Source organism: Amycolatopsis sp. CA-128772 (assembly GCF_002904295.1).
In the GTDB taxonomy this organism is placed as follows: Bacteria; Actinomycetota; Actinomycetes; order Mycobacteriales; family Pseudonocardiaceae; genus Amycolatopsis.
Genome location: NZ_PPHG01000006.1, coordinates 1 through 24937, shown reverse-complemented (window position 1 = coordinate 24937; position 24937 = coordinate 1). Strand labels below are relative to the sequence as shown.

At 71.7% G+C, this 24937-nt stretch carries 27 protein-coding genes and 2 pseudogenes; 7 read left to right on the top strand and 22 right to left on the bottom strand.

The features are described from left to right. The first annotated feature begins 38 nt into the window (after positions 1–38). Positions 39–845, top strand: coding sequence for an S-adenosyl-l-methionine hydroxide adenosyltransferase family protein (locus C2L59_RS02435; protein WP_103347866.1), 807 nt, complete (start codon positions 39–41; stop codon positions 843–845). Here the strand turns inward: C2L59_RS02435 and C2L59_RS02430 are convergent. The 9 genes from C2L59_RS02430 to C2L59_RS02390 form a co-directional block, all read right to left on the bottom strand. After that, entirely contained in the window at positions 728–1609 is an 882-nt protein-coding gene (locus C2L59_RS02430) for an MOSC domain-containing protein (RefSeq protein ID WP_146060263.1), read from the bottom strand. The genes C2L59_RS02435 and C2L59_RS02430 overlap by 118 nt on opposite strands. Before the next feature lie 42 nt (positions 1610–1651). Then, positions 1652–2395 (bottom strand): amino acid ABC transporter ATP-binding protein, encoded by a 744-nt coding sequence (locus C2L59_RS02425; RefSeq protein WP_103347865.1) that lies wholly within the window; start codon positions 2393–2395, stop codon positions 1652–1654. Further along, the gene (locus C2L59_RS02420; RefSeq protein ID WP_103347864.1) at positions 2392–3156 is read right to left on the bottom strand and encodes an amino acid ABC transporter permease; all 765 of its coding nucleotides are present in this window, start codon (positions 3154–3156) and stop codon (positions 2392–2394) included. The genes C2L59_RS02425 and C2L59_RS02420 overlap by 4 nt, the downstream gene beginning before the upstream one ends. Before the next feature lie 7 nt (positions 3157–3163). Continuing rightward, positions 3164–3949, bottom strand: coding sequence for an ABC transporter substrate-binding protein (locus C2L59_RS02415; protein ID WP_103347863.1), 786 nt, complete (start codon positions 3947–3949; stop codon positions 3164–3166). 7 nt (positions 3950–3956) lie between these two features. Then, a complete protein-coding gene (locus C2L59_RS02410; RefSeq protein WP_103347862.1) occupies positions 3957–4724 on the bottom strand; it encodes an ABC transporter substrate-binding protein in 768 nt (255 codons plus the stop codon). Between the two features lies 1 nt (position 4725). Beyond that, positions 4726–5547, bottom strand: a complete 822-nt coding sequence (locus tag C2L59_RS02405) for an ABC transporter substrate-binding protein (protein ID WP_103347893.1) — start codon at positions 5545–5547, stop codon at positions 4726–4728. 114 nt (positions 5548–5661) lie between these two features. After that, positions 5662–7089 (bottom strand): adenylosuccinate lyase, encoded by a 1428-nt coding sequence (gene purB, locus C2L59_RS02400; RefSeq protein ID WP_103347861.1) that lies wholly within the window; start codon positions 7087–7089, stop codon positions 5662–5664. A 46-nt stretch (positions 7090–7135) separates the two neighbouring features. After that, positions 7136–8281 carry a galactonate dehydratase gene (dgoD, locus tag C2L59_RS02395; protein ID WP_103347860.1) on the bottom strand — a complete coding sequence of 382 codons (1146 nt, stop codon included), beginning with the start codon at positions 8279–8281 and terminating at the stop codon, positions 7136–7138. Positions 8282–8294: 13 nt separating this feature from the next. Continuing rightward, positions 8295–8972 (bottom strand): SDR family NAD(P)-dependent oxidoreductase, encoded by a 678-nt coding sequence (locus C2L59_RS02390; protein WP_103347859.1) that lies wholly within the window; start codon positions 8970–8972, stop codon positions 8295–8297. A gap of 67 nt (positions 8973–9039) precedes the next feature. Between C2L59_RS02390 and C2L59_RS02385 the strand changes: the two genes are divergently transcribed. Genes C2L59_RS02385 through C2L59_RS02375 form a run of 3 tightly spaced genes read left to right on the top strand, consistent with a single transcriptional unit; the run spans position 9040 to position 11407 of the window. Beyond that, the gene (locus tag C2L59_RS02385) at positions 9040–9657 is read left to right on the top strand and encodes a bifunctional 4-hydroxy-2-oxoglutarate aldolase/2-dehydro-3-deoxy-phosphogluconate aldolase (RefSeq protein ID WP_103347858.1); all 618 of its coding nucleotides are present in this window, start codon (positions 9040–9042) and stop codon (positions 9655–9657) included. Next, positions 9650–10654, top strand: coding sequence for a beta-propeller fold lactonase family protein (locus C2L59_RS02380; RefSeq protein WP_103347857.1), 1005 nt, complete (start codon positions 9650–9652; stop codon positions 10652–10654). The genes C2L59_RS02385 and C2L59_RS02380 overlap by 8 nt, the downstream gene beginning before the upstream one ends. 48 nt (positions 10655–10702) lie before the next feature. Continuing rightward, positions 10703–11407, top strand: a complete 705-nt coding sequence (locus C2L59_RS02375) for a FadR/GntR family transcriptional regulator (RefSeq protein ID WP_103347856.1) — start codon at positions 10703–10705, stop codon at positions 11405–11407. On the opposite strand, the gene C2L59_RS02370 is transcribed toward C2L59_RS02375, so the two are convergent. From C2L59_RS02370 to C2L59_RS02360, 3 genes are read right to left on the bottom strand one after another with little or no spacing between them, the layout of a single operon-like run. Beyond that, a complete protein-coding gene (locus C2L59_RS02370; RefSeq protein WP_103347855.1) occupies positions 11389–12003 on the bottom strand; it encodes a TetR/AcrR family transcriptional regulator in 615 nt (204 codons plus the stop codon). The two genes, C2L59_RS02375 and C2L59_RS02370, sit on opposite strands and share 19 nt — an antisense overlap. 34 nt (positions 12004–12037) lie before the next feature. Beyond that, positions 12038–12754, bottom strand: a complete 717-nt coding sequence (locus C2L59_RS02365) for a hypothetical protein (protein WP_103347854.1) — start codon at positions 12752–12754, stop codon at positions 12038–12040. Further along, on the bottom strand, positions 12747–13256 hold the full coding sequence (locus C2L59_RS02360) for a SigE family RNA polymerase sigma factor (protein ID WP_103347853.1): 510 nt from the start codon (positions 13254–13256) through the stop codon (positions 12747–12749). The genes C2L59_RS02365 and C2L59_RS02360 overlap by 8 nt, the downstream gene beginning before the upstream one ends. A gap of 136 nt (positions 13257–13392) precedes the next feature. Between C2L59_RS02360 and C2L59_RS02355 the strand changes: the two genes are divergently transcribed. From C2L59_RS02355 to C2L59_RS02345, 3 genes are all read left to right on the top strand, one after another. After that, positions 13393–14415, top strand: a complete 1023-nt coding sequence (locus tag C2L59_RS02355) for a low specificity L-threonine aldolase (protein WP_103347852.1) — start codon at positions 13393–13395, stop codon at positions 14413–14415. Between the two features lie 17 nt (positions 14416–14432). Continuing rightward, positions 14433–15011, top strand: a complete 579-nt coding sequence (locus C2L59_RS02350) for an HAD family phosphatase (protein WP_103347851.1) — start codon at positions 14433–14435, stop codon at positions 15009–15011. Positions 15012–15098: 87 nt separating this feature from the next. After that, positions 15099–15914, top strand: a complete 816-nt coding sequence (locus C2L59_RS02345; protein ID WP_103347850.1) for an SAM-dependent methyltransferase — start codon at positions 15099–15101, stop codon at positions 15912–15914. Here the strand turns inward: C2L59_RS02345 and C2L59_RS02340 are convergent. The 10 genes and pseudogenes from C2L59_RS02340 to purD all read right to left on the bottom strand — a co-directional run bounded on the left by C2L59_RS02340 (position 15911) and on the right by purD (position 24884). Beyond that, the gene (locus tag C2L59_RS02340) at positions 15911–16102 is read right to left on the bottom strand and encodes a hypothetical protein (protein ID WP_103347849.1); all 192 of its coding nucleotides are present in this window, start codon (positions 16100–16102) and stop codon (positions 15911–15913) included. The two genes, C2L59_RS02345 and C2L59_RS02340, sit on opposite strands and share 4 nt — an antisense overlap. 97 nt (positions 16103–16199) lie before the next feature. Next, positions 16200–17381, bottom strand: coding sequence for a pyridoxal phosphate-dependent aminotransferase (locus C2L59_RS02335; RefSeq protein ID WP_103347848.1), 1182 nt, complete (start codon positions 17379–17381; stop codon positions 16200–16202). Between the two features lie 9 nt (positions 17382–17390). Further along, positions 17391–17606: pseudogene (locus C2L59_RS02330) on the bottom strand (transglycosylase SLT domain-containing protein); the annotation flags it as partial. A 1707-nt stretch (positions 17607–19313) separates the two neighbouring features. Next, positions 19314–19571, bottom strand: a pseudogene (locus C2L59_RS48560) (WXG100 family type VII secretion target); the annotation flags it as partial. Between the two features lie 66 nt (positions 19572–19637). Beyond that, complete coding sequence (locus tag C2L59_RS02320) at positions 19638–19949, bottom strand: hypothetical protein (protein ID WP_003096034.1); 312 nt, start codon at positions 19947–19949, stop codon at positions 19638–19640. A gap of 134 nt (positions 19950–20083) precedes the next feature. Continuing rightward, entirely contained in the window at positions 20084–20842 is a 759-nt protein-coding gene (locus C2L59_RS02315; protein WP_103347847.1) for an ESX secretion-associated protein EspG, read from the bottom strand. 2 nt (positions 20843–20844) lie between these two features. Next, positions 20845–22446, bottom strand: coding sequence for a hypothetical protein (locus C2L59_RS02310; protein ID WP_103347846.1), 1602 nt, complete (start codon positions 22444–22446; stop codon positions 20845–20847). A 9-nt stretch (positions 22447–22455) separates the two neighbouring features. Beyond that, on the bottom strand, positions 22456–23022 hold the full coding sequence (locus C2L59_RS02305) for a DUF3558 domain-containing protein (protein ID WP_103347892.1): 567 nt from the start codon (positions 23020–23022) through the stop codon (positions 22456–22458). Positions 23023–23044: 22 nt separating this feature from the next. Then, entirely contained in the window at positions 23045–23485 is a 441-nt protein-coding gene (locus C2L59_RS02300; protein ID WP_233223237.1) for a hypothetical protein, read from the bottom strand. Positions 23486–23609: 124 nt separating this feature from the next. Further along, positions 23610–24884, bottom strand: a complete 1275-nt coding sequence (purD, locus tag C2L59_RS02295) for a phosphoribosylamine--glycine ligase (RefSeq protein WP_103347844.1) — start codon at positions 24882–24884, stop codon at positions 23610–23612. Between the last annotated feature and the right edge of the window lie 53 nt (positions 24885–24937).

Below are 24937 nucleotides of genomic sequence, written 5' to 3'. Positions count from 1 at the left end.
CCTAACGGGCACCCTCCGCCACCATGGATGATGCTGGCATGGCGTACGACTGGATCTCGGTGACGACCGATTACGGCCTGCGCGACGGCTTCGTGGCGGCCTGCCACGGCGTGATCGCGCGGCTCGCTCCCACCGTCCGGGTGATCGACGTGACGCACGAGGTGCCGCCCCAGGACATCCGGCACGGGGCGATGGCGCTGGCCCAGACGGTGCCGTTCCTGCCGGCGGCGGTCCACGTGGCCGTCGTCGACCCGGGCGTCGGCACGACCCGGCTCGGCGTGGTCGTCGTCGCCCGGGACGGGCTGCTGGTCGGGCCGGACAACGGCCTCCTGCTGCCGGCCGCGCAGGCCCTGGGCGGCGTCGAAGCGGCGTACGAGCTGGCGGAGCCCTCGCTGCGGCTGCCGGCGACGTCGGCGACCTTCCACGGGCGGGACGTCTTCGCGCCCGCGGCCGCCCACCTCGCGCTGGGCGTCGCGCCGTCCGACTTCGGCGACCCGGTGGCCGGCCTGGTCGCGATGCCGGAGCCGTTCGTGGCGGCGTTTCCCGGGAAGCTCGTGGCGGAGGTGCTGACGGTCGACCACTTCGGCAACGTCCAGCTCGCCGCGACTCCGGCGGACCTCGAGCTGTCCGGGCTGGCGGGCGCGGTTTCGGTGCACAGCGAGCGGGTGGCCGTGACGACGGTGATCGGGCGGACGTTCGCGGACGTGCCCGCGGGCGCGAGCGTGCTCTACACCGATTCGGCCGGCCGGCTCGCCGTCGCGGTCAACGGCGGCTCCGCGGCCGCGGTGCTCGGGCTCGGACCGGCCCAGGAGTGCACGATCACCTCGTCCCCGACCGCGACCTGACCCGGCCGCAGCACCGCGGCCTTCATGCCGAAGGTGACCCCGCCGTCGGGGTGACGGCGGTAGGTGGCGAGCGTGCGGATCGGCTCCGGGCCGGCCTTCTCGCCGGTCTCCTGATCGACCATCGGAACCGTGCAGCGGACGCATTGCCTGGCGTAGCCGAACTTGGCGGTGCCCGCGGTCAGCTCGCGGACCTCGTCCTCGGTGTGCGGGTCCGGCCAGCCGGCGACGACGATGTTGGGGCGGAAGCGATCCATCGGCACGGGCTCGCCGCCGCGTTCCAGGATCCGCGCGTTCAGATTGTCCAAAGAGGACTCCGAGACGACGAGCAGCGCGTGCCCGTCGGCGAACGCGGCCGTGCCCGGGGTCTCGCCGCCGGTGACGCGCTCGTGGTCAGGGGCGACGCCGACGAGGACCGACGGGAGGCCCAGCAGGTCCGAGAACCACCCGGCGGCTTCGGTGCCCTGGTGGACGCCTTCGCCGTGCCAGGAGAACGTCGAAGCCGGGTGCCGCGGGCCGTCCCGGCGGCTGTCGAGGACGAGGTCTTCCCGGCCGGGCGCGGACAGCGTGAGCCGGCCACCGTGGACCCGCGGCCGGACCGCGGCCAGGCCGGGGTGGCGGCGCTGGCTGCGGAACTCCCCGTCCGGCGCGACGACCTGGAAGACGCGGTCGTGCGCCAGCCCGGCCGGGGTCACTTCGGCGGCCGGCACCGAAGTGCCGGCACACCCCTTGACCGGGTAATACGTCAGCCGCACGAGCTTCGCCATGCCCGCAGGCTACCCGCGGAACGGGCGGCGAAGCCCCCGGTTTCAGAGCACCTGTGACAGGAATCGCTGCAGGCGGGGGCTCTGCGGCTCGTCGAAGAGCTTCGCCGGTGCGCCCTGCTCGACGATGCGGCCCGCGTCCATGAACGCCACCTCATCGGCCACGCTGCGGGCGAAACCCATCTCGTGCGTCACCACGATCAGCGTCAGGCCGCGCTCGGCCAGGCCCGCCATCAGGTTCAGCACACCCTTGACCAGCTCCGGGTCGAGCGCGCTGGTGGCCTCGTCGAAGAGCATCACCTCGGGGTCCATCGCCAGCGCCCGGGCGATGGCCACGCGCTGCTGCTGGCCGCCCGACAACGCGCTCGGGCGGTACGGGGCCTTGTCCGCCAGGCCGACCTCCGCCAGGCGGGCGCGGGCGATCTCCGCCGCCTCCTCCTTGCCCAGCTTCTTGACACTGCGCAGCGGGAGCACGATGTTGTCCAGCACGCTCCGGTGGCCGAACAGGTTGAAGTGCTGGAACACCATGCCGACGCGCTGGCGCAGGGCGTCCGGGTCCGCGCGGATCACCGACTCGCCGTCGAGCAGCAGGTCGCCGGAATCCGGCTCCTGCAAGCGGTTCACGCAGCGCAGCAACGTCGACTTGCCCGAGCCCGACGGCCCGATCACGCACGTCGTCCGGCCGCTTTCCACGCGCAGGTCCACGCCGCGCAGGACTTCGAGCGTGCCGAAGCTGACGTGGATGTCCCGCAGCTCCACACTGGACGAACGCACCGCCGTCGTCGTCACGAGCTGACCTTCCCGCTGGCGACCAGGTCCAGCTCATCACCCTCGCCCGGCTCGTCCGCGCGCACCTTGCGGCCGGTCCGGAGCTTCTTGTCGATGTAGTTCACCAGGTGCGTCAGCGGCACCGTGATCACCAGGTAGACGAACCCGGCCGCGACCAGCGGCGACAGGTTGCCGGTGTTGGCCGCCAGGTCCTGGCCGATCCGGAACAGTTCTCGCTGCTCGGACAGCAGGCCGAGGAAGTAGACCAGGCTGGAGTCCTTGATCAGCGCGATGAACTGGTTCACCAGCGCCGGCAGCACCCGCCGGACACCCTGCGGGATAATCACCAGCAGCATCGCCGTGCTGTAGCTCATCCCCAGCGCGCGGCTGGCCTCCAGCTGTCCTTTGTCGACGCTCTGGATGCCGGACCGGAAGATCTCGCCGATGTAGGCGGCCGCGATCAGGCTCAGCGCCAGGATGCCCAGCGGGTACGGGTTGGTGCCGACGACGTTGCGCGCGAGCACGCCGAGACCCTGACCGATCACGAGGATGGTCAGGATCGCCGGCAGCCCGCGGAAGACGTCGGTGTACACCCGCGCCGGCCAGCGCAGCCAGATTTTCGTGGACAGGCCCATCACGGCCAGCACCATGCCGAGCACGGTGCCGATCAGCGCGGACGTGACCGCCAGGACCAGCGTGTTGAGCAGGCCGGTCTTCAGCAGGTCCGGGAAGACCTGCCAGATGTACTCCCAGTTCAGGAAGGTGTCGAAAAACTGTTCCATGGGTGGATTACTGCCCCGGCTTGAACTCGGCGGGCACCGGCGCGCTGGGCTCGAACCGGTCGTGCACCTTGACCCAGGTGCCGTCCGCGATGACCTTCTTGAGGCCGTCGTTGACCTTGTCGATCAGGTCGGTGTTGCCCTTCTTGAACGCGAACCCGTGCGGGATGGTCGTGGTGATCGCCTTGGTCACCTTGAGCTTCGCGTCCGGGTTGTTCTTCGCGTAGTCCTCGGCGGTGGCCTGGTCGAACACCGCGCCGTCGACCGCGCCGGTCTTCAGCGCGGCCAGCGCCGCCGCGTCGTTCGGGAACCGGACGGCCTGCGCGCCCGGGGCGTTGGTGCCCAGCCAGGTGTCCGAGACCGTGCCCTGGACGACGCCGATCCGCTTGCCGGACAGCGAGTTCTCGTCCGTGATGCCGGCCGTTTCCTTCGCCTCGATGCCGAGGGCCTGGTAGTTGTACGGCGCCGAGAAGTCGACCGTCTTCTTGCGGGCGTCGGTCTGGGAGATCGCCGAGCTGCCGATGTCGAACGTGCCGTTCGCGACCTGGCCCAGCAGCGCCGAGAAGTCGGTCGCGACGAACTCCAGCTTCAGGTTCTCCTTCGCCGCGATGGCCTTCAGCAACTCGTTGTCGAAGCCGGTGAACGTGCCGTTCTCCTGGTAGGCGTTCGGCTTGGAGTCGCTGAGCGTGCCGACGCGCAGGGTCTTGCCGTCGCCGCCGCTGTCCGAACCGCCGCCGCACGCGGTCAGCGCCGCCAGCAGCGTCGCCGCGATCGCCGTGACCAGTGTCTTCTTCATGCTTCTCCTAACCCTGGAACCCGGCCGGCACCGGAGCGGTCGGCAGGAACTGCTGGTGCAGCTTAAGCCAGGTCCCGTCGGAGATCACCTGCTTGAGCCCGTCGTTGATCTTGCCGAGCAGCTCGCCGTTGCCCTTCTTCACCGCGAACCCGTGCGGCACGTCGGTGACGAAGCTCTTGACGACGACCAGCTTGGCGTCCGGGTTGTCCGTGACGTTCTTGTCGGCGATGGACTGGTCCAGGATGTACGCGTCGACCGCGCCGGTCTTGAGCGCGGTCAGCGCGGCGGCGTAGTCGGGGAAGCGCACGGCCTGGGCCGCCGGGACCGTGGTGCCGAGCCAGTGGTCGCCGACGGTCGCCTGGATGACGGCGACGCGCTTGCCCGCCAGCCCCTTCTCGTCGGTGACCGGCGTGCCCTGCTTGGCCTGGATGCTCATGGTCTCGAAGTCGTAGGCCGCGGAGAAGTCGACGGTCTTCTTGCGCTCGTCGGTCTGCGCGATCGCCGAACTCGCGATGTCGTAGCGGCCCGACGCGACCTGCCCGAGCAGCGCGGAGAAGTCGGTCGCGGCGAACTCCAGCTTCAGGTTCTGCTTGGCCGCGATGGCCTTGAGCAGCTCGTTGTCGAACCCGGTGTAGTTGCCGTTCTCGAGGAAGATGTTCGGCGGCGCGTCGCTCAGGGTGCCGACGCGCAGGGTGGCGGAAGCGCTGTCCGAGCCACCGCCGCACGCGGTCAGCGTGAGGGCGGCGGCCAGCACGGTGACGATCAGTTTCTTCATGTCACGCACCCGCGTTCTTCACGGGCAGGCCGGGGCCGCCCTGCTGGAGTTCCTTCGACAGCGGCGTGTTCTTGTAGAACTGCGCGTAGATCCGGGCGACCGTGCCGTCCGCGACCGCCTTCGCGAGCCCGTCGTTGAGCTTGTTCAGCAGGTCCGTGTTCTTCTTCGCGACGGCGAACGCCGACGGCGTGTCCTTGTCCTCGACCGTGTACCCGAGTTCGAGCGGGACTCCCGGGTTCTGGTCCAGGTACTTCTGGCCGATGTCCTGCGGCACGACCCAGCCGTCGAGGGTGCCGTTCTTCAGCTGCGCGAAGCCCGCGTTGTAGTCCGGGAAGCGCACGACCTGGGCGCCGGCCACCTTGCCGCCGGCGAACTCGTCCTGCACCGAGCCCTGGACCACGCCGAGGCGCTTGCCGGACAGCGACGCGAGGTCCTTGAGGTTCGCGCCCTTCGCGGTCACGACCGTGGTGAACCCGGTGTTGTAACCGTTGGAGAAGGCGACCGTCTTCTTCCGCGCCTCGGTGCTGGAGATCGTCGAGCTGCCGATGTCGAACTTGCCGTTCGCCACGCCCGCGAGCAGCCCGGAGAACTCCGTGCCGACGAACTCGACCTCGAAGCCCTCACGCTTGGCGATGTCGCGCAGCAGCTCGTTGTCGTAGCCGGTGAAGCGGCCGTTCTCCAGGTAGATCGACGGCGGGGCGTCGCCGAGGGTGCCGACGCGCAGGGTGGTCGCCCCCGCGCTCGAACCACCGCAGGCGGCCAGGGTCATGGTCAGCGCGCCCGCGGTGAGGACGGCGGTGATCTTGGACAGCGTGGATCTCATCGCTTCTTCCATGGTGAGGACTGGCGCCTCGCAGCGCTCCGTGGTCAGCGATCGAGATTAGGGATTCCGCCCGTTCGAGTGGATTTGTTCCACTCCGTGGACGGGTGCGTCAGCTCACAGGATCGGCTGCGGCGCGTAGCCCGCGGCCTCGGGGAACCGTTCGAGCACCGTCGCGACGCGCTCGGCCACCTGTGCCACCTGGCGCCCGGCCGTCCCGGTGAACGAGATCCGGTCGGCCAGGAGTTTGTCCAGCTCACCGCGGTCGAGCGGAATGCGGTCGTCGGCGGCGAACCGGTCGAGCAGGTCGTTCTCGGCGCGGCCTTCGCGCATCTCGAGCGCGACGGCGACCGAGTGCTCCTTGATCGCCTCGTGGGCCGTCTCACGCCCGACGCCGCCGCGGACCGACGCCATCAGCACCTTGGTCGTGGTGAGGAACGGCAGATAGCGATCGAGCTCACGCTCGATGACCGCCGGGAAGGCACCGAACTCGGCGAGCACGGTAAGGAAGGTCTCCAGCAGGCCGTCGAGCGCGAAGAACGCGTCCGGCAGCGCGACCCGGCGGACGACCGAGTCGGAGACGTCACCTTCGTTCCACTGGTCACCGGCCAGCTCGCCGATCATCGACAGGTAACCGCGCAGCACGACGGCGAGGCCGTTCACGCGCTCGCAGGACCGGGTGTTCATCTTGTGCGGCATGGCGGACGAGCCGACCTGGCCGGGCTTGAAGCCCTCGGTGACCAGCTCGTGGCCGGCCATCAGCCGGATGGTCTTGGCCAGGCTGGAGGGCGCCGCGGCGAGCTGGACCACAGTGGACAGCACGTCGAAGTCGAGCGAGCGCGGGTACACCTGGCCGACGCTGACGAACCGCCGGTTGAAGCCGAGGTGCTGCATCACGCGGTCTTCCAGCTGGTCCAAAGTGGACTCGTCGCCGAGCAGGTCGAGCATGTCCTGCGCGGTGCCGACCGGGCCCTTGATACCGCGCAGCGGGTACCGCTCGACGAGGTTGTCGAGCCGCTCGAAGGCGACCAGCAGCTCGTCGGCCGCGGTGGCGAACCGCTTGCCGAGGGTGGTGGCCTGCGCGGCGACGTTGTGGGAGCGCCCGGCCATCACGGTGTCGGTGTGTTCGACGGCGAGGGCGGCCAGCCGCGCCAGCACGGCGGCGACGCGGGTGCGCACGAGCTCGAGCGAGCGGAGCAGCTGCAGCTGCTCGACGTTCTCGGTGAGGTCGCGGGAGGTCATGCCCTTGTGGATGTGTTCCTGGCCGGCGAGGTCGCTGAACTCCTCGATGCGCGCCTTCACGTCGTGCCGGGTGACGCGCTCGCGGGCGGCGATCGACTCGAGGTCGACGTTCTCCAGCACCCGCTCGTAGGCCTCGACGACCCCGTCGGGCACCTCGACACCGAGGTCCTGCTGCGCCTTGAGGACGGCGAGCCAGAGCTGCCGTTCCAGGACGACCTTCTGCTCCGGCGACCAGAGCGAGACCAGCTCCGCGGAGGCGTAGCGGGCGGCGAGTACGTTCGGAATGCGGGGCTTGTCCGTCACGCCCTCACGATACCTGCGCAGGTCAGCGCGGTGACGGCCCGGGGTTTCACCACTCGGCGAAGCCCCCGTCGTCGTGGCGCCACACCGGTGAACGCCACGCGTGCCCGATCTCGTCCGCCCGGCGCACGGCTTCTTCGTCGACCTCGATACCCAGGCCGGGCCCGAGCGGGCGGGCCGCGTAGCCGTCCCGGAAGGCGAAGATCGACGGATCGGCGAGGTAGGTGTGTTCGCGGCCCTCGTGGTAGTGCATGCCCACACTTTGTTCCTGGATCAGGAAGTTCGGCGTCGCGAAGGCGACCTGCAGGGACGCCGCCAGGGAAATCGGCCCGAGCGGGCAGTGCGGGGCCAGCGACGCGCCGTACATCTCGGCGAGCGCCCCGATCCGCCGCAGCTCGGAAATGCCGCCCGCGTGCGACGGGTCCGGCTGGACCACCGCGACCCCGGCGTCGAGCACCGGCTTGAACTCCCAGCGCGAGTACAGCCGCTCGCCGACCGCGATCGGCACGGTGGACGCCTCCACGACCGACCGCAGCGCGTCGCCCTGGGTCTCCGGAAGGACCGGCTCCTCGACGAACATCGGCTGGACGTCCTCCAGCATGCGCACCAGCCGGCGCGCCATCGCGGGCGAAGCCCGGCCGTGGAAGTCGATCGCCAGGTCGCGGTGCGGGCCGAGCGCCTCCCGCGCCTCCCACGCGCGGGCCACCGCCGCGTCGGCCTCGGCCGGTGACGCGATCGGCGTCAGCGGGCCGGCGACGTTCATCTTCACCGCGGTGAACCCCGCCTCGACCTGCGCGGTCACCGCTTCGCGGATGCCGGACGGCCGGTCGCCGCCGACCCAGCTGTACACCCGGACGCGGTCGCGGACCGGCCCGCCGAGCAGCTCGTGCACCGGGGCGTTGCGGACCTGGCCCGCGATGTCCCACAGCGCGTGGTCGTACCCGGCGAGCGCGCTGGAGAGCACCGGGCCGCCGCGGTAGAAACCACCGCGGCGCAGCACCTGCCAGTGGTCCTCGATGCGCAGCGGGTCCTGGCCGATCAGCAGCTCGGACAGCTCGTGCACGGCCGCGCGCACGGTCTCCGCGCGGCCCTCGACCACGGGCTCGCCCCAGCCGCTGACCCCTTCGTCGGTGCTGACCTTGAGGAACAGCCAGCGTGGTGCGACCAGGAACGTCTCGACGGCGGTGATCTTCACCGGTGTCCCCCCTCTACGCGGAATCCTTGGCGGCGGACCAGCCGCCGTCGACGGTCAGCTCGGCCCCGGTGACGAACGACGCGGCGGCCGAGAGCAGGAAGGCGATGACGTTCGCGACTTCGCCCGGTTCGCCGAGGCGGCCCGCCGGCGTCGCCCGCGCGCTGCGTTCGCGGTCCGCCGGCGAAATGCGGTTCCACGCTTCGGTGAGCACCGGCCCCGGCAGCACGGAGTTGACCCGCACCTCGGGCGCGTACTCGACGGCCAGCTGCCGGGCCAGCGCGACGAGCGCACCCTTGCTCGCGGCGTACGCCGGGTGGCCGGGCAGCCCGAAGTGCGCGTGGACCGACGAGACGAGCACGATCGCGCCCCGCCGTTCCCGCAGCGACGGCAGGCACGCCTTCACGGCGAGGTAGGCGCCGGTCAGGTTGACGTCGAGCTGCCGCTGCCACTCGGCGCGGTCGATCTCGTGCAGCGGCCCGGCGCTGGGCACGTAGGCGTTGCTGACCAGGGCGTCCACTTCGCCGATCGCCGCCCAGGTCGCTTCGTCGCTCACCGAACCGCGGATCGGCGTGATGCCGCCGGGCAGTTCGGCGAGGTCGACGCCCAGCACGCGGTAGCCGTCCTCCAGGAGTTTCCGCGCGGTCGCCGCCCCGATGCCGGACGCCGCTCCGGTCACCACCGCTGTCGGCATCGTCTCTCCCGTCCTCGATGGGCAAGAATAAATCCTAATTTAAGATTTCACAAGGTAAGCTGCCGCCATGAGCTACCGGTGGGAGATCACGGCGAAAGCATTGCAGCAGGGCGTGGTCGGCATCGTGCGCACGCGCGACGCCGAGACCGCGGTGGAAGCGGCCCGCGCGGCCCTCGAAGCCGGGCTGCGCTCGATCGAACTGCCGCTGACCAACCCGGGCGCGCTCGACGCGATCTCCGGGCTCGCCGCCGCCTACCCGGACGCGACGATCGGGGCGGGCACGGTGCTCGACGAGACGTCCGCGGTGCTCGCGATCCGCGCGGGCGCGCGGTTCCTCGTGTCCCCGTCGGTCGACAGCGCGGTGATCCGCACCGCGCACCGGTACGGCGCGGCGGCCTTCCCGGGCGCCGGCTCGGTGACCGAGATCGTGCGTGCGCTGGAAGAAGGCGCCGACGCCGTGAAGGTGTTCCCCGCGTCGGCGCTGGGGCCGTCGTGGGTGTCGGACGTGCGGGCGGCGCTGCCGCAGGCGCCGTTGGTACCCACCGGCGGCATCGCGCCCGCGGACGTGCCAGGCTGGCTCTCGGCGGGGGCGGTGGCCTGCGGGATCGGCTCGGCGCTGACCCGCGGCACCGCGGCGGAGATCGCCGCCCGGGTCGGAACGCTGTTGAGGAGCGCGCATGGCTGAGCTGGTCTTCGTCGGGTGCTACACCGGTGACGCCGGGAAGGGCACCGGGATCACGACGCTCTCGCGGTCGCCTTCGGGCTCGTTGCGCGAAGTGGCTTCGCTGCCGCTGGAGTCGCCGTCGTGGCTGGCGAAGCACCCGTCGTTGCCGGTGCTCTACGCGGCCAACGAGACCGGCACCGGCGGCGTCACGGCGTTGGCGATTTCTCCCTCCGGCCAGCTGTCGGTGCTGGGCACGGCCGAGTCGGGTGGCGCGCACCCGTGTCACCTCGCGGTGACGCCGGACGGCCGGTTCCTGTTGTGCGCCAACTACACCGGCGGCAGCGTGGCGGTGTTCTCGCTGTCCGGGTCCGGCGAGCTGGAGTCGCGGACGGCGCTGGTCCGGCACCACGGCCGCGGCCCGGTGGCCGACCGCCAGGAGGCGGCGCACGTCCACATGGCCGTCCCGTCGGCGGACGGTTCCGTGGTGAGCGCGGTCGACCTGGGCACGGACGAGATCCGCAGCTACACGTTGTCCCCCACGGGTTCCCTGGAGCTGCTGGCGGTGTCGCCGCTGCCGCCGGGCACGGGACCGCGCCAGCTGGTGCGGCGGCCGGGCACGGACCTGGCCTACGTCGTCGGCGAGCTGGCCGGGACGCTGGTGACGGTCCGCGAGACGTCGCCGGGCGCGTTCGACGTCGTGTCTTCGACGCCGTCGACGCTGTCTTCGGTGAAGCCGAACCTGGTGGCGCACCTGGAACTGACGGAATCGCGGCTGTACGTGTCGAACCGCGGGCCGGACTGCGTGACGGAGTTCGCGCTGGACGACGCGGCCGCGGTCGCGGACCAGCCGTGCGGCGCGAACCCGCGGCACTTCGCGCTGGTCGACGGGACCTGTTACGTGGCGGCGCAGTCGGAGGACGCCATCACGGCGTTCACCCTGACCGCGTCCGGCGAGGCCGAGCTGCGGTACCACCCGACGGGGTCGCCGACGTTCGTACTGCCGGTTTCCCTGCCCTGACTACGTAGGATGCAGCGGTCACGACCGGCCGGCTGAGAGGGCCCTCCATTGAGCGAACACCGGCCACGCGGGTTGCACGGCCAGACCGTGGAGACCCTGGCCAGCCGGATCCTCTCCGACGAGTGGGGCGAGGGCACCGTCCTGGACCTGCCCGCGCTGCGCGAAGAGCTCGACATCAGCCTGACCGCGTTGCGGGAGGCGCTGAAGGTGCTGGCCGCCAAGGGCATGATCGACGCCCGGCAGAAGCGCGGCACCTTCGTCCAGCCGCGCGAGAGGTGGAACCTGCTCGACGCCGACGTGATGCGGTGGCAGACCGCGGCCGCCGACGACCCCGGGCTGCTCGACGAGCTCACCGAGGTCCGCGCGGTCGTCGAACCGGCCGCCGCGCGGATCGCCGCCGAGCGGGCGTCGGAGGAAGACCTCGAAGGGCTGCGGGACGCGCTGGCCGGCATGGCCGCCGCCGGGCACGACCCCGAGGCGAGCGTCCAGGCCGACCTCGCCTTCCACCGGCGGCTGATGGCCGCCACCCACAACAACTTCCTGATGCGGATGGAACGGGTCATCGCGATCGGGCTGGCCGAGCGGGACAAGCTCGTGCACGGCGCGTCGACGGCGGAGGACCCGGTGCCGAGCCACCGGAAGGTGTTCGACGCGATCGTCGCGGGCGACGCGGCCGCGGCCGAGCAGGCGATGCTCGCCCTCGTCACGAAGGCCCGCGAAGACCTGGAGAAGGCTCAGCGCACGCGGTCGTGAGCGGCCGGCTCCAGCGCCGTCCGGAGCATCCGGGCCGCCGCCGCGCGGGGCTCCGGGTCGACCGCGATCAGGGCGTTGACGACCGCGCCGTCGACCAACGCGACCAGGCGCTCCAGCTCGGGGTCGGCCACCGGGGTGCCCGAGCGGGCGAAGATCTCCGTCAGCAGCTCGTTGAGCTGGGCCGACAGCGTGCGCATCAACGGCCGCAGGTACGGGCGGCGGCCGGTCGCGACCAGCCGTTCGTACCGCAGGAGCACGGCTTCGGCGTCGGCGGCCGGGTCACCGCTCTCCGGGCCCAGCAGCATCTCCAGCACCAGCTCGACGGTCGCCTGCACGCCGCGGTTGCGGGTCGCCAGCTCCTCCAGCCGGCGGCGGCCGGTCGCCAGCTCGGCGTTCGCGTGGTGCTCGACGGCCGCCGTGACCAGGTCTTCCAGCGAGTCGAAGTAGTACGTCGTCGACGCCAGCGGCAGGCCCGCGCGCTCGGCGACCGCCCGGTGCCGCACGGCGTCGAACCCGCCCTCGACGAGCAGTTTCGCGGCGGCCTCGACGAGCGCGGCGCGCCGTCGTTCCCCCTTGGGGGTGGTCGCAGCGGTCATGGCCGGTCATTCTGCCAACCGGGCGGACCCGGGCTCAGAAGCGGGGCGCGAGACGGTGCGCGAACGTCTCCACCTGCCCCGCGTACGGCGCCGCCGCTCCCGCGGAAGGCACGCTGACGAGCACCAGCACCCCACCGGAGGCCGTGCCCACGCGGGCCGTGACCGTGCCCGCGGGCTGGGACTTGAAGACTTCCGGGATGCCCTTCGGGTACACCGCCGCGGCGATTTCGCCACCCGGCACCGGGAACCCGGCGGACCCCGCCACCGTCGAACAGGCGCCACCCGGGACGGCCTGGGTGGCGTCGACGTGGCCGGGGAGCTCGCCAGCGAGGGCAGTGGCGAGCTCCCCGTCCACCTGTTCGCACCCGGAGGCGCCTTCGGCCAGCTGGCCGGTCTTCCCGTCCCCGGCACCCCCCTGCTGAGGTGGCTGGGCCGAGAAGTTCGGTGACTCCCCACCGACCTGAGGACGCATCGGGCCGTCTCCCGGTTGCGCGGAGCCGGCGTCCGACTGGGTGGACGACGCGTTGTCCCTGGCCGCGGTCAGCGATTCCGGGGTACCCCCGGAGAGCACTCCGTACGCCCCGAACCCGACGACGACCAGCGCGGCGGCGCTCACCCCGGCGGTGATCCGGTTCCGGCGGCGCGCGGTCTGGCGGCGGGATTCGCGGACGACGTCGTCGTGGCCGAACCCCGGCGACGGCGCGTCCGGCGGCGCGGCGGAGAACAACGAGCGCAGCTCCTGCTCATCCATTGGTCTCCACCTCCCGTTCGAGGACCTGCCTCAGGTTCGCCAGCCCGCGGGCGGTCTGGCTCTTGACGTTGCCTTCGCTGCAGCCCAGCGCCCGCGCCGCGCCGGTCACGTCGAGCCCTTCGAAGAACCGCATGACCAGCACCGCCCGCTGCTTGGGCGGCACTTCCTTCAACGCCGCGAGCAGGTCCTCCCTGGTCGCGACGAGGTCGTCGAGGCCCGGCGTGTCGTCGGCCGGCTCCGGCAGCGTCTCGGTCTGCCACTCGCGCCGCCACGGACGCCGCGATTCGTCGATCGACGCCCGCACCAGCGTCTTGCGGACGTACGCGTCGGTCGCCGCGCGATCCCTGATCTTCTTCCACCTCCGGTGCAGTGCCACGAACGCCGTCTGCGCGAGGTCGTCCGCACGGTGCCAGTCGCCGCAGAGCATGTACGCGGTCCGGCGCACGGCGTCCCGCCTGGCGGCGAAGTACTCCGCGAACTCCTGCTCGTCGCGCTGGTCCACGCGCAGTCGTGCTCCGCTCTGTTGTCGTTCGCCCGGGAGGACGGAATCAGGGGCGTCCACGGTTGCACGGACGGAGTGGGTTCGACCACTCAAGGGCTGATTGATCCCCACGACGTGGGTGTGATGTGATCGCAACGTGACCTTCAGCCCGCCTGTCCTGGACTTCCGCTCCGACACCGTCACCCGGCCGGACGACACGATGCGGGCGGCGATGGCCTCCGCCGAGGTCGGCGACAACGTCCTCGAACGCGATCCCACGGTCGCCGAGCTCGAGGAGCGGGCGGCGCACGTCCTGGGCATGCCCGCCGCGCTCTGGGTGCCGAGCGGGACGATGGCCAACGTCATCGCGCTCAGCCTGCACCTGCAGCGCGGCGACCGGTTCCTGGCCACGCGGGGCGCGCACGTGCTGGTCAACGAGCTGGGCTCGGCGGCGTGGCTGGCCGGCGGCATGCCGGACATCCTCGAGCACGACGGCGGCCCGGGCCGCCCATCGCCCGACGCCCTCGCGGCCGCGATCGGACAACCCGGGCCGTACTTCACATTACGGACATCGCTGCTCTGCCTCGAGAACACCCACAACGCGGCCGGTGGGGCCGTGACGCCGCCGGACGAGCACGCCCAGCTGCTGTCCGTCGCGAAGGAGGCGGGCCTGACCGTGCACCTCGACGGCGCCCGGCTGTGGCAGGCCGCGGTGGCGCTCGAAGTGCCGCCCGCCGCACTGACCGTCGGCGTCGACACCGTGTCGGCCTGCTTCAGCAAGGGGCTCGGCGCGCCGGTCGGCTCGGTCGTCGCGGGCAGCAAGACCTTCGTCGAACGCGCCCGCCGGATGCGCCAGATGCTCGGCGGCGGTGTCCGGCAGGGCGGCATCCTGGCCGCGGCCTGCCTGATCGCGCTGGACCGCGTCCCCGAACTGACCGAGTCGCACGAGAACGCCCGGCGGCTCGCCGAGGGCCTGCGCGAACACGGCTGGCCGACCAACACGCCCGACACCAACATCGTGCTCGCCGAGGTACCCGACATCCCGACCGCGCTCACCTGGCTCGACTCCCTCGGCATCCGCGCGGTGCCGATGGCGGGCAAGGTCCGGTTCGTCACCCACCGGGACCTGAGCGCGACCGACGTCGAAGAAGCCGTGCGCCGCATCAAGACCGGCGCCTGAGACCCGCGGGGGACCTCGTGAACTGGATCGTGTTCGACTACGGCGACGTGCTCAGCAAGCCGAGCGCGGCGCTGCCGGACCTGGCCGCGGCGATGCGGGCGCCGTTGCCCGAGTTCCTGCCGGCGTACTGGGAGTACCGGATCCCGTACGACGCCGGCAGCACGCCGCTGGAGTACTGGCAGGCCGTCGGCGACGCCGTGGGCGTGCCGGTCGACGAGGCGTTGTCGGCCGAGCTGACCCGCATCGACGTCGAGGGGTGGGGCCACCTGGAGCCGGCTTCGCTGGCGCTGCTCGAAGGGCTCGCCGAGGCCGGTGCGAACCTGGCGCTGCTGTCGAACGCGCCGATCGCGTTCGGCGAGTGGGTCCGCGCGCAGGACTGGGCGCGGCACTTCCGCGTGACGCTGTTCTCGGGCGACGTCCGGTGCGTCAAGCCCGACGCGAAGATCTTCCGCCTGCTGCTCGACGAGCTCGGCGCCGAACCGGCCGACTGCCTGTTCTTCGACGACCGCGAGTCCAATGTGGAGGGTGCGCGGGCGGTCGGGCTCCGCGCCCACGTCTGGAACGGCGCCGACGCGGCCCGGGCCTGGCTGGATTGATTCAACGCGTACCACACGGCCGCCTACCCGCCGTGATCCCGATGACCTAGGCTGAGCGTCCCCGACTTCCCCCCGGTAAAGGTGCCCATGGCGGAGAGCGAACGACCGTCGGCGCGCGTCGACTTCGAGCGGCCGAGCATCGCCCGCGTTTCCGACGCGCTGCTGGGCGGGCAGGACCACTACGAGGCCGACCGCGCGGTGCTGCGCCAGCTCGTCGCCATCGCGCCGGAAGCCCCCGCGATGGCAAGGGAAGTGCGGCAGTGGCAGGTCCGCGCCGTCCGCTACCTGACCGAGCGGCTGGACGTCGACCAGTTCCTCGACCTCGGGTCCGGCTTCCCGGCGGCGGAGAACACCCACCAGGTGGCGCAGAAGTACAACCCCGAGGCCCACGTCGTCTACGTCGGCGACGACCCGGTGGTCGAGGCGCACAACCGGGCCCTGCTCGTCGACAACGACTTCACGCACGTCTGCGGCACCGACCCGCTGAACCCCGGCGAGACGCTCGCCGGGGTCACCCGGTTCATCGACTTCGACCGGCCCGCCGGGCTCGTGCTGTGCGGGGTCGTCGACCACATCGCCGACCTCCAACAGGCGCAGCAGGTGGTCAAGTCCTACGTCGGCGCGCTTGCCCCGGGTTCGTACCTGCTCCTGCTCCACCGGCACAACCCGGCCGACGGCTCCGACGCGGCCACCGTGGCGGCGTCCCTGCAGGACCGCTTCGCCCGCATCGGCCTCGACACGCTCTACCGGACGCGGGCCGAGATCACGTCGTTCTTCGACGGCCTCGAGCTGCTCGAACCCGGGCTGACCGCGCCGCACCAATGGTGGCCGGACGGGCCGCGCCTGGCGCCGCTGACGCCGGTCAACCGGACGGCGCTCGGCGGCGTGGCGCGGATCCCCTAGTAGCGGTTGATCCGCCGCGGGTCCTTCTTGCCGCCGGTGACCGCCTTGTAGCCGGCCGCGCCGAGGAAGGCGATGCCGCCGATGATGGCGATCCACAGGACGGCCTTGAACACGAAGCCGATCACGGCGCCCAGCACCATGAACGCCACCCAGGCGACGATCAGGCCGCCGACGATCTTCCAGAACATGGCTCCTCCGACTCTTCCCCGTGGCCCCACCGGCCCGATGACTCCACACTGCCACCTGACGCGGTGAAACTCCCCTCGGCGAGTCAACGTTCGGGGTTTATTCAGGGTTCCCCCTGGGCAGCCACGCCCCCAGCCGTCGGACGCCTTCGTCGATGTCCTCGGCGCTGCCGGCGAAGGAGAACCGCACGTACTTGCCGCCGTCGACCGGGTCGAAGTCGACGCCGGGGGTGATCGCCAGCCCGGTGTCGGCGAGCAGCCGCTGGCACCAGCTCAGGCTGTCGTGCGTGTACGCGCTGACGTCGGCGTACGCGTAGAAGGCGCCGTCGGCGGGGGCGAGCTTGCCGAGGCCGATGCGCTGCAGGCCGGCGAAGAGCCGATCGCGGTTGGCGCGGTACCGCTCGACGTGCGCGTCGGCTTCCGCATACGCCTCGGGCGTGAAGGCGGCGAGGGCCGCGTACTGCGAAACCGCGGGCGGACAGATGGTGAAGTTGCCGGTCAGGACGTCGATCGCGCGGTGCAGCCGCTGCGGGGCAAGCATCCAGCCGAGCCGCCAGCCGGTCATCGCGAAGTACTTCGAGAAGCTGCCGAGCACGACCGGCTCGCGCCCGTACTGCCACGCGCAGTCGAGCTCGGCGCCGTAGGAGATGCCGTGGTAGATCTCGTCGCTGATCAGCTGCACGCCGTGCGAGGCGCACCAGCCGGTGATGGCGGCGAGCTCCCCGGGCGGCAGCACGGTCCCGGTGGGGTTGCTCGGGCTGGCGACGATCAGGCCGTCGATCGGGCCGAGCTCGTCGAGGAGCTTTGTCGTCGGCTGGAAGTTGGTTTCCGCGGTGGTGGCGAACTCGACGACCTCGCAGCCGAGGACGGCGAGCAGGTTGCGGTAGGCGGGATAACCGGGCCGCGCCATGGCGACCTTGGCCCCGGGGTCGAAGGCGCTGAGGAAGGCGAGCAGGAAGCCACCGGAGGAACCGGTGGTCAGGACGACGTCGTGCGCCTGGACGTCGACGTCGTACCGCATCCGGTAGTGCCCGGCCACGGCTTCGCGGAGCTCGGGGATGCCGAGCTGTTCGGTGTAGCCGAGGGTGCTCTTCCGGAGGGCCTCCTGAGCAGCCTCGAGCACCGGCTTCGGCGCGGGCGCGGAGGGCTGCCCGGCAGCGAGCGACACGAGATCGCCGTGACTGCGCTGCCGGGCCCCGGCCGCGGAGAGGACGTCCATGACGTGGAAGGGCGGCACACCGGCCCGCAGCGCGGGCCCCGCGAAGGCTCCGAGATCGACCATGCGGCCAGGCTAGTAGCCGCGGTAGGCACCACCGTGGGCCATGGCCTTGATGCCGGGCACGTTATCGAGGCTCCCGTACCGGTCGAAGGAGTACCGCACGCCGGCGATGATGTTGTCGACCGGGTTGTAGATGTTGTCGTGCCCGGCGAGCTTGTGCGCGTTGAAGGTCGAGTCGATGCACTGCATGAGCCCCTTGGACGGATGCCCGGCGGCGGCGTTCGAATTACCGGTCAGGAAGAGGTGGTCGCCTTCCTGGGCCGTCCACGTGCCCAGCTCCGTGGTCACGCACCACACGTCACCCCGCCCGGCGGCCTCCTTCCGCAGGAAGGCCCCGGTGATGATCGGGTTGTTCAGGTGCACGGCGAATTCCGGGCGCCAGGCCTCCGGCCGGTTCTCCCGCGCCACCGGAAGCACCCGGGGCCGCGCCCCGGACAGGTAGCCGGCCAGCGCGATCGCGTCGAGCACAGCACCGGGCGCCTGGTAAACGACGACCTGCGGCTTCGCGTAACCGGGTCGCACGTACCGGGTGCCCTCGGCGTCGATGATCGCCTCGAGCCACGCCTCACGCTGCTCGGTGGACATCGCCAGCACCTGGGCGACCGCGTCGGACCGGGGGTGCCCGGCGCGCGCCAGCAGGTCCCGGGCGTAGTCGTGGTCCAGCCGGAACTGGTGCCGCGGCCCGCACCCACCGCGGTCGTCGACGTACACCGCGTGCGGCACACCGTCGAGGAGCTCGCGGAGCTTCGCCACCATCTCGGGCTTCGACTGCGCGATGGACATGGTCGGGCGGTGCCGGCGGGTCTCGACGTGCCCGTCGCCGGCGATCCACCCGAGGATGGCCGCTTCCGGCACGCTGACGTCCAGCGACGAACCGGTGGTGGCCGGCGCCGCCAGGAGGATCCGGTCGCGCGACCGGACGTCCTCGGTGGTGACGAAGGTGGCCTCGGTCTCGTAGCGGTGCTCCTGCTTCGGCGAAACGAAGCCGTGCTTCTTCCGGCGGTGCACGGCGACACCGGTCCCGGGCTGCTTGACCGCACGCGGCTCCCAGCCGCACTCGGGGCAGACCACCGGCAGGTCCTCGCGTCCGACGCTGACCCGCGGGAGGTTGAGCCACCGGTGGTTCGGCGTCGTGGTTGCCTGCCACCGCGAGTTGCTCATCCGGACCAGCTCGGCGTCTTCGTGGTGGACGACCCGGGTGATCCGCGTCCATTCGCCGCGTCCGGTGGCCGGGTTGAACCCGATCGTCTCGTCGCCGACCGCGACCGCGTCGTGCTTCAGCAGGCCGCGCCGGGTGACGATCTGCGTGTCCAGGGGTACGCAGTCCCAGTTGTTGATGGCGTTGGGATTTCCGCCGGACTCGTGCTGGATGATCGCCCAAATCTTCGGGATGTCCGCGTCCGTAACCGGAATGCCGGCGGCCTGCAGCGCCTTCATGGCTTCCTGGATCCACTGCTGCACGTTCCCCGGCGGCGGCGAGGAAGGCGGCCCGCCACTCGGGCCGAGGCCGCCACCACCGCCTCCGCCGCCACCACCCCCGCCACCACCGCCGTGGTGGGACGAGCCGTTGCTGTGGATGCCGCCCGTGCTCTGGGGCGGTGCTGCGGAGCTGCTCGGCAGCGGGACCTGGTCGTAGCCGCCCTCGATCTGCTGGGACATCAGCTTCTGGGACGCCTTGATCGCCGTGTCCGCCTGGGTTTGCAGGCCGGTCACGTCACCGTCGTAGCCGGCGGTGATGTTGTGGATGTCCGTCTTCGCCGTCGCCAGGATCTCCGCCGAGCTCGGGCTCGGACCCGGCTCGCCCTCGTGGTGGGCGGCCCGTTCCGCGGCCTGCGCGTTCTTGATGTCCGTCTCGGCCTTGGCGTTGCGCTCGTTGACCGCCTTCTCCGCGGCGATCTGCTTGTCCTGGACGGTCTTCTTGATCTGCGCCAGGCTCGACTGCAGGTCGTCGAGGTCCTTGGCGACGTCCTCGAGGTGGGTCTGCACCTTGGTCCCGGCGTCGCGGACCTGGCGGACGTACTGGAAGAACTGGTCGGCCGCCGGACCGGCCCACACGCTGCCGTTGAGCGCGTCGGTCGAATTCTTCAGGGACGCGTTGTGGTCGCCCGCGTTCTTGCCCGCCTCGCGGAACTGCGTCGCCGCCGCCGAAATCTTTTCCAGGTCGACCTTTTCGACCTGGTCGACCTTCTTCATGAAGGCATCCCAATTGTCCGGCGTTCCGGCGCCGCCCGGGTTCAGTCCCACTCTGGTGCCCCCTGCTTACTTGTCGACGTGCAGTTTCAGGTCGCTCGCCCCGACCTGGTCGGTCTCGGCGATCAGGCCGGCGGCCTTGCGCATGGCGTACCCGAGCGCCTCCATGTGCTTGCCCGCGGCGTCGAACTGGCTGTGCACGCCGTCCTTGAACTTGCCGACCGCGCCGTGCGCGTCGCCCGTTTCGTCCATGCCGCCGAAGGGGCTTTCCTTCTCGTGGTCGAGGCCGGTGACCTTGTGCTTGGACTTTTCGAACTCGTCCTTGAGCTTCTCCACCTGGCCGGCCGCGATGGCCATCGAGTCCGGGTCGTAGACAGGCACGGTTCGTCATTCCCTTCGGAAACTTGTCTCCGCCCGGTCAGACGTCGTCATGACCAGGACGGTTCCCGCGCTTACTTTATGACTTCACCCAGGACGCGGGTACGGATCTCCGCCAACTTCCACCCCCGCGGGGATCAGGCCTCGGCCATCAGCTCGCGAATCCGGGTGGCCAGCAGGGCGTTGTCCGCCGGTGTCACCGTCGCCCACTCGCGGGCGTCGCGGTCGCGGCCGACCTGGAACAGGTAGCGGCCCGCGTCCGTGTCGAAGAACGCCACCACCCGGGCGGCCCGGTGGACCACGCCGTCGCGGGTGGTGCGTTCGGCGCCGAACTGGCCGCGGGCCTCCTGGCCGAGCAGCATGCCCGACAGCTCCTGGGCCTGGAACAGCGGCACGCCGCGGTCCTCCAACGCCGTGACCAGCGCCTTCGCTTCGCCCTTCGCCGCCGCGTCGGCGGACTTCACGACGTCGTACGGGAGGCTCACCGTCTGGCCGATGCCCGGGCCCAGGTCGCCCGCGACCGAGACCGCCGCCTCCGGCAGGCCGTCCTCGGTGGCCGGGATCAGCCAGACCTCGCCGTTGTCCACCACCGCCAGCACCGCCTGGCTGCGCAGGCTGACCGCGCGGCCGCGGATCTCGCGTTCCGCCCACACCCACACGTCGATGCCGAACCCGGGGCGCGCCAGCAGGTGCAGCATGTCGGCCAGCTCACCGGACGGCCGCCCGTTGCGGGCCAGGCGCCGCTCGCTCAGCGACGCCCACGCCGACTCCACCAGCTCCCGCCGTTCGGTGCGGGTGGCTCCGGCGCTCGGCACGTCCAGCGCGACGTGCCGCCGCGGCAGTTCGAAGGACTCCCAGAGCACCTCGAACTCGAGGGCCGACAGCACGAGCGACACGGTCAGCGCCCGTCCCCGCCGTGGTCGCCGAGCACGTCGGGGGAAACCATCCGCTGGTCGGCGAACAGGTCCTGGTCGTCGACGCCGTAGCGGCGGACGTGTTCGGCGTCGTCCTCCTGCGGTGCCGCCTCCGACAGGAACTTGGCCTCGCCGGGCCGCTGCTTCGGGCTGATCTGCTCCGACTTCCGCAGCGCGACGGCTTCCTCTTCGGGCAGCTCGCCGACCGGCAGCGGCCGCACCGGGCCCTTCGGCCCGCTCTTCTCACGCCGCTGACGCTCCTTGTCGCCGCTCAACGCGCCGCCGGCCGCGCCCGCGCCGATCGCCGCCGCGCCCGCGCCGAGCTCGCCCGGCGTCGCGCCGGGTTTGGCCGTGAAGCCGCGTTCGCCGGTGTACTGGCCGGGCGGGAGCGGGGCCTGCGGCATCGCGCCGACCGTGCGGCCCTTCGCCAGCAGGCCGTCCGGGCCGCGGCCGGCCGAGCTGTCGATGCCGGTCGAGCCGCCGGTCGAACCACCGGCGGTGCCGCCGGACGTGCCGCCACCGCCGAGGGACTTGATCGGCGCCGTCGCCGGGGCCGAGCCGGGCGGCAGCGCGCCGGGCGCGCCGGGCGCGCCCGGCGGCACGAACGGATCACCCTGGCCGGCGGTCGCCGGGCCGGGCGTGAAGCGGCCGGCCTGGTCGCCGGCCGGGCCGCGGCCCGGGGCGGGGACCCAGCCGGGCGACGGCGACGGCGCCTTCACGCCCGCCGGCGTCGTCGACGAGCTCGGCGTCGTGTGCTGGGCCGGCGCGGCGCCCGCCGAGCCGGTCTGCCGCGGCTGCTGCACCGGCCGGGCCGCCGGCTGCTGCTGCGCCGCGACGCCGTAGGCCGGGGTCGGCGGATCGGCGTGCACGGTGTGGGACACCGGCTGCACCACCGGCGGGTCGACGTGCACCGAGCGAACCCTGTCGGAAGCCGGCTTCACGCCGCCGTCCGGCGTCACCGAGACGGCGGCGCCGGCGACGTCGAGCACCCCGGGCGTGACGCCGGGGACGGCCAGTTTCAGCGACTCGGGGTCGGACAGCGACTGCGTCGAGAGCAGGTTCGTGCCGCTCTGCTGCGCGTATTCGTTCAACGCCTGCTGCGCCTGGGCCTTGGCGTCGTTCGCGGCCTCGACCTGCCGGGCGTGGTCGGTCTCGAAGCCGATCAGGCTCAGCAGCGCGCCGTCGGTGAGGGTGAAGCCGCCGGCGCCCTTCCGGACCGTCTCGGCGTCCGGCAGCTTGTACTTCGTCCGGTTGAACGCCTCGCCCTGCTCGAACACCATCTCCGCGGCGTGCGCGACCTTCGTGGTGGCGTCCTGGGAGAAGCCGGCCTGCTCGGTGAGCACCTGGCTCGCCGCGCCGCCGGCCCGGCTCTGCCATTCGACGCCGAGCTTCAGCAGCTGCGCGCGCAGCGTCTGGTCGGTGTGGGCGAGCGCGGTCGCGACGGCCTTCAGCGCGTCGACGGCGGTGCCGATGCTGCCGGTGCCGTCGCCGTCGACCATCCGCGTGATCTGCGTGGCGATCGCGGTGTTGGTCCAGCCGTCGAACCGGTGGTTCTGGATCCCGGCCGCGAGCTCGGAGAATTCCACGCGCCCTCCCTAGTTGCGTGCTTTCAGGGTCTGCAGCGCCGCGTCGGCGGCTCGCGCCGACATCTCGCACAGCTGCGGCTGGGTGAACCCGCCGCGGGTGATGGGGAACGTCCGGATGGTCAGCGTCTTGCCCTTCGCGACGCCGACGAGGGTGGTGCAGTCGGCCGGGTCGGCGGCCGCGCGGTAGCTGGTCAGCGCCGGGTAACCGCCGACGGCCTTCGGTTCGGTGGTCAGGCTGTTCTTGCGCCGGGACCCGGTGATCCACTGGTCGAGGTCCGCGGCGACCGTGCCGGCCTCGTAGCCGTGGAAGGGTTCCGCCTTGTCGGCGTCGAACACGCAGACCGGCCCGTCCGCGCCGTCGGCCGGCCGAGGCACGCTGCTGATCTTCATCGCGTCGAGCTCGACCTGCGGGAACAGCTCGCACAGGTTGACGCCCTGCATCGGCAGATCCGCCGGGCGCCGCGGCAGCTGGGCGGCCTTCGCGCTCTGCGAGGCCGCGGTGGCGGCCGTCTCGACCGGGTACGGCGTGCCGCCGGTGCCCGCCGAGCAGCCGGCGAGCGCCGCGGTCGCGAGCACGCCTCCGGTGACCAGCAGCGTGTTACGCACCGTGCCTGCCGCGGTCACCGAACACCGCCGCCTTCTCCTCGTCGCTGACCTTGTAGTCCTTCGCGGCGTCGCGCAGCTGCGAAACCAGCCGCTTGAGGCCCGCGACGTACTCGCGGACCTGGCCGGCGTAGGAGCGGTCGCCGTCGGCGATGAGGGAGTTCCACGCCTCGACCGACTGGGTGCTGATCACGTCCGCCGACGGCGCGTCGATCCGCAGCTGGTCCAGCCGGGTGATTAGCTGGTCTTCGAGGGCGTTGGCCTGTTCTTCGACGATCCGGGCGACGTCGAGGAGTTTGTCCGGGTGGACCAGGACGTCCGCGGCCGCCGGCACCTCCGGGACGGCCGAGCCGAGGTCTTGCGGGGGTCCGGGTGGCGGAGCCCCCGGCCCGGGGCGAAGCCCCGGAACAATGCTGTCGTACGAGGGTCCTGACATGCGCTCCCCTGACGTCATACGGACAGTGACCGGCCGGTTCCCGTCGAGGCTACCAATCCGCGTGTGGCGGCAGCCTGAGTTTGGACGAAGAGCAGGCCCCGCCGGTTCCCCCGATCCGTTGGAATCAGGCGCGCTGCTTCGCCGTCGGGGCGCCGACCTCGCCGTTCGCCGCCTTCAGGGCGATGTCGGTGCGGTGGTGCGAGCCGGCGAGGTGGACCTTTTCGACGGTTTCGTACGCGTGCTTGCGCGCGGACTTCAGCGTCTTGCCGGTGCCGACGACCGAAAGCACGCGGCCACCGGCGGAGACGACGGCGCCGTCGTCACGGCGGCGCGTGCCGGCGTGCAGGACGCCTTCGAGTTCGGCGCCGGTGATGACGTCACCGGTCCGCGGCTTGCCGGGGTAGCCGTCGGCGGCGATCACGACGGTGACCGCGGCCCCGCCGGCCCACTCCAGCGGCGGGTGCTCGGCGAGCTTGCCGGTGGCCGTGGCGTGCATGAGGCCGGCGATCGGGGTGCGCAGCAGGGCCAGCACGACCTGCGTCTCGGGGTCCCCGAAGCGGCAGTTGAACTCGATGACCTGCGGGCCGTCGGAGGTCATCGCGAGCCCGGCGTAGAGCAGGCCGGAGAAGGAGGCACCGCGGTTCACCAGCTCGTCGGCGACCGGCTGGACGACCCGTTCGACCAGCTCGTCGACCAGGTTTTCGGGCGCCCACGGCAGCGGCGCGTACGCACCCATGCCCCCGGTGTTCGGGCCGGCGTCCCCGTCGCCGACGCGCTTGAAGTCCTGCGCGGGCAGCAGCGGGACGACGGTGTTGCCGTCGACGAAGCAGAAGAGGGAGGCTTCCGGACCGTCCAAGTAGGACTCCAGCAGCACGGGGTGCCCGCCGTCGAGCAGCATGATGGCGTGCTTGCGAGCGACGTCGTAGTCGGTGGTGACGACAACGCCCTTCCCGGCGGCGAGCCCGTCGTCCTTGACCACCCAGGTCGGTCCGAACCGCCCGAGCGCGGCATCGAGCCGGGCCGGGTTGTCGACGACCTCGCTGCGCGCGGTGGGCACGCCCGCGGCGGCCATGACATCTTTGGCAAAGGCCTTGGAGCCCTCGATCCGAGCCGCGGCAGCCGACGGCCCGAAGCAGGCAGTACCGGCCTTCCGGACAGCATCGGCCACCCCGGCGACGAGCGGAACCTCCGGCCCGACGACGACGAGATCGGCCTGCCAGCTCTTGGCGAGCGCAGCAACGGCTTCGGGATCAGCGGCTTCGACACCAAGCTGCTCGGCAACAGCGGCGGTCCCGGCATTGCCGGGAGCACAGGCCAGAGCGGTGACGGCGGGATCACCGGAGGCCGCGAGGACGAGGGCGTGCTCACGGGCGCCGGAGCCGATTACCAGTACGCGCACGCCGCACAGCGTATCCGGCCGGGTTGGCGGGGGGTATTGCGCCGTCCTCGGGT

What these genes read in the sequence shown, in the direction of transcription:
- C2L59_RS02435 (WP_103347866.1), top strand. Translation starts at nt 39, where the DNA reads ATGGCGTACGACTGGATCTCGGTGACGACCGATTACGGCCTGCGCGAC.
- C2L59_RS02430 (WP_146060263.1), bottom strand. Translation starts at nt 1,609, where the DNA reads ATGGCGAAGCTCGTGCGGCTGACGTATTACCCGGTCAAGGGGTGTGCC.
- C2L59_RS02420 (WP_103347864.1), bottom strand. Translation starts at nt 3,156, where the DNA reads ATGGAACAGTTTTTCGACACCTTCCTGAACTGGGAGTACATCTGGCAG.
- C2L59_RS02415 (WP_103347863.1), bottom strand. Translation starts at nt 3,949, where the DNA reads ATGAAGAAGACACTGGTCACGGCGATCGCGGCGACGCTGCTGGCGGCG.
- C2L59_RS02410 (WP_103347862.1), bottom strand. Translation starts at nt 4,724, where the DNA reads ATGAAGAAACTGATCGTCACCGTGCTGGCCGCCGCCCTCACGCTGACC.
- C2L59_RS02405 (WP_103347893.1), bottom strand. Translation starts at nt 5,547, where the DNA reads ATGAGATCCACGCTGTCCAAGATCACCGCCGTCCTCACCGCGGGCGCG.
- C2L59_RS02390 (WP_103347859.1), bottom strand. Translation starts at nt 8,972, where the DNA reads ATGCCGACAGCGGTGGTGACCGGAGCGGCGTCCGGCATCGGGGCGGCG.
- C2L59_RS02385 (WP_103347858.1), top strand. Translation starts at nt 9,040, where the DNA reads ATGAGCTACCGGTGGGAGATCACGGCGAAAGCATTGCAGCAGGGCGTG.
- C2L59_RS02380 (WP_103347857.1), top strand. Translation starts at nt 9,650, where the DNA reads ATGGCTGAGCTGGTCTTCGTCGGGTGCTACACCGGTGACGCCGGGAAG.
- C2L59_RS02370 (WP_103347855.1), bottom strand. Translation starts at nt 12,003, where the DNA reads ATGACCGCTGCGACCACCCCCAAGGGGGAACGACGGCGCGCCGCGCTC.
- C2L59_RS02365 (WP_103347854.1), bottom strand. Translation starts at nt 12,754, where the DNA reads ATGGATGAGCAGGAGCTGCGCTCGTTGTTCTCCGCCGCGCCGCCGGAC.
- C2L59_RS02345 (WP_103347850.1), top strand. Translation starts at nt 15,099, where the DNA reads ATGGCGGAGAGCGAACGACCGTCGGCGCGCGTCGACTTCGAGCGGCCG.
- C2L59_RS02340 (WP_103347849.1), bottom strand. Translation starts at nt 16,102, where the DNA reads ATGTTCTGGAAGATCGTCGGCGGCCTGATCGTCGCCTGGGTGGCGTTC.
- C2L59_RS02335 (WP_103347848.1), bottom strand. Translation starts at nt 17,381, where the DNA reads ATGGTCGATCTCGGAGCCTTCGCGGGGCCCGCGCTGCGGGCCGGTGTG.
- C2L59_RS02300 (WP_233223237.1), bottom strand. Translation starts at nt 23,485, where the DNA reads ATGTCAGGACCCTCGTACGACAGCATTGTTCCGGGGCTTCGCCCCGGG.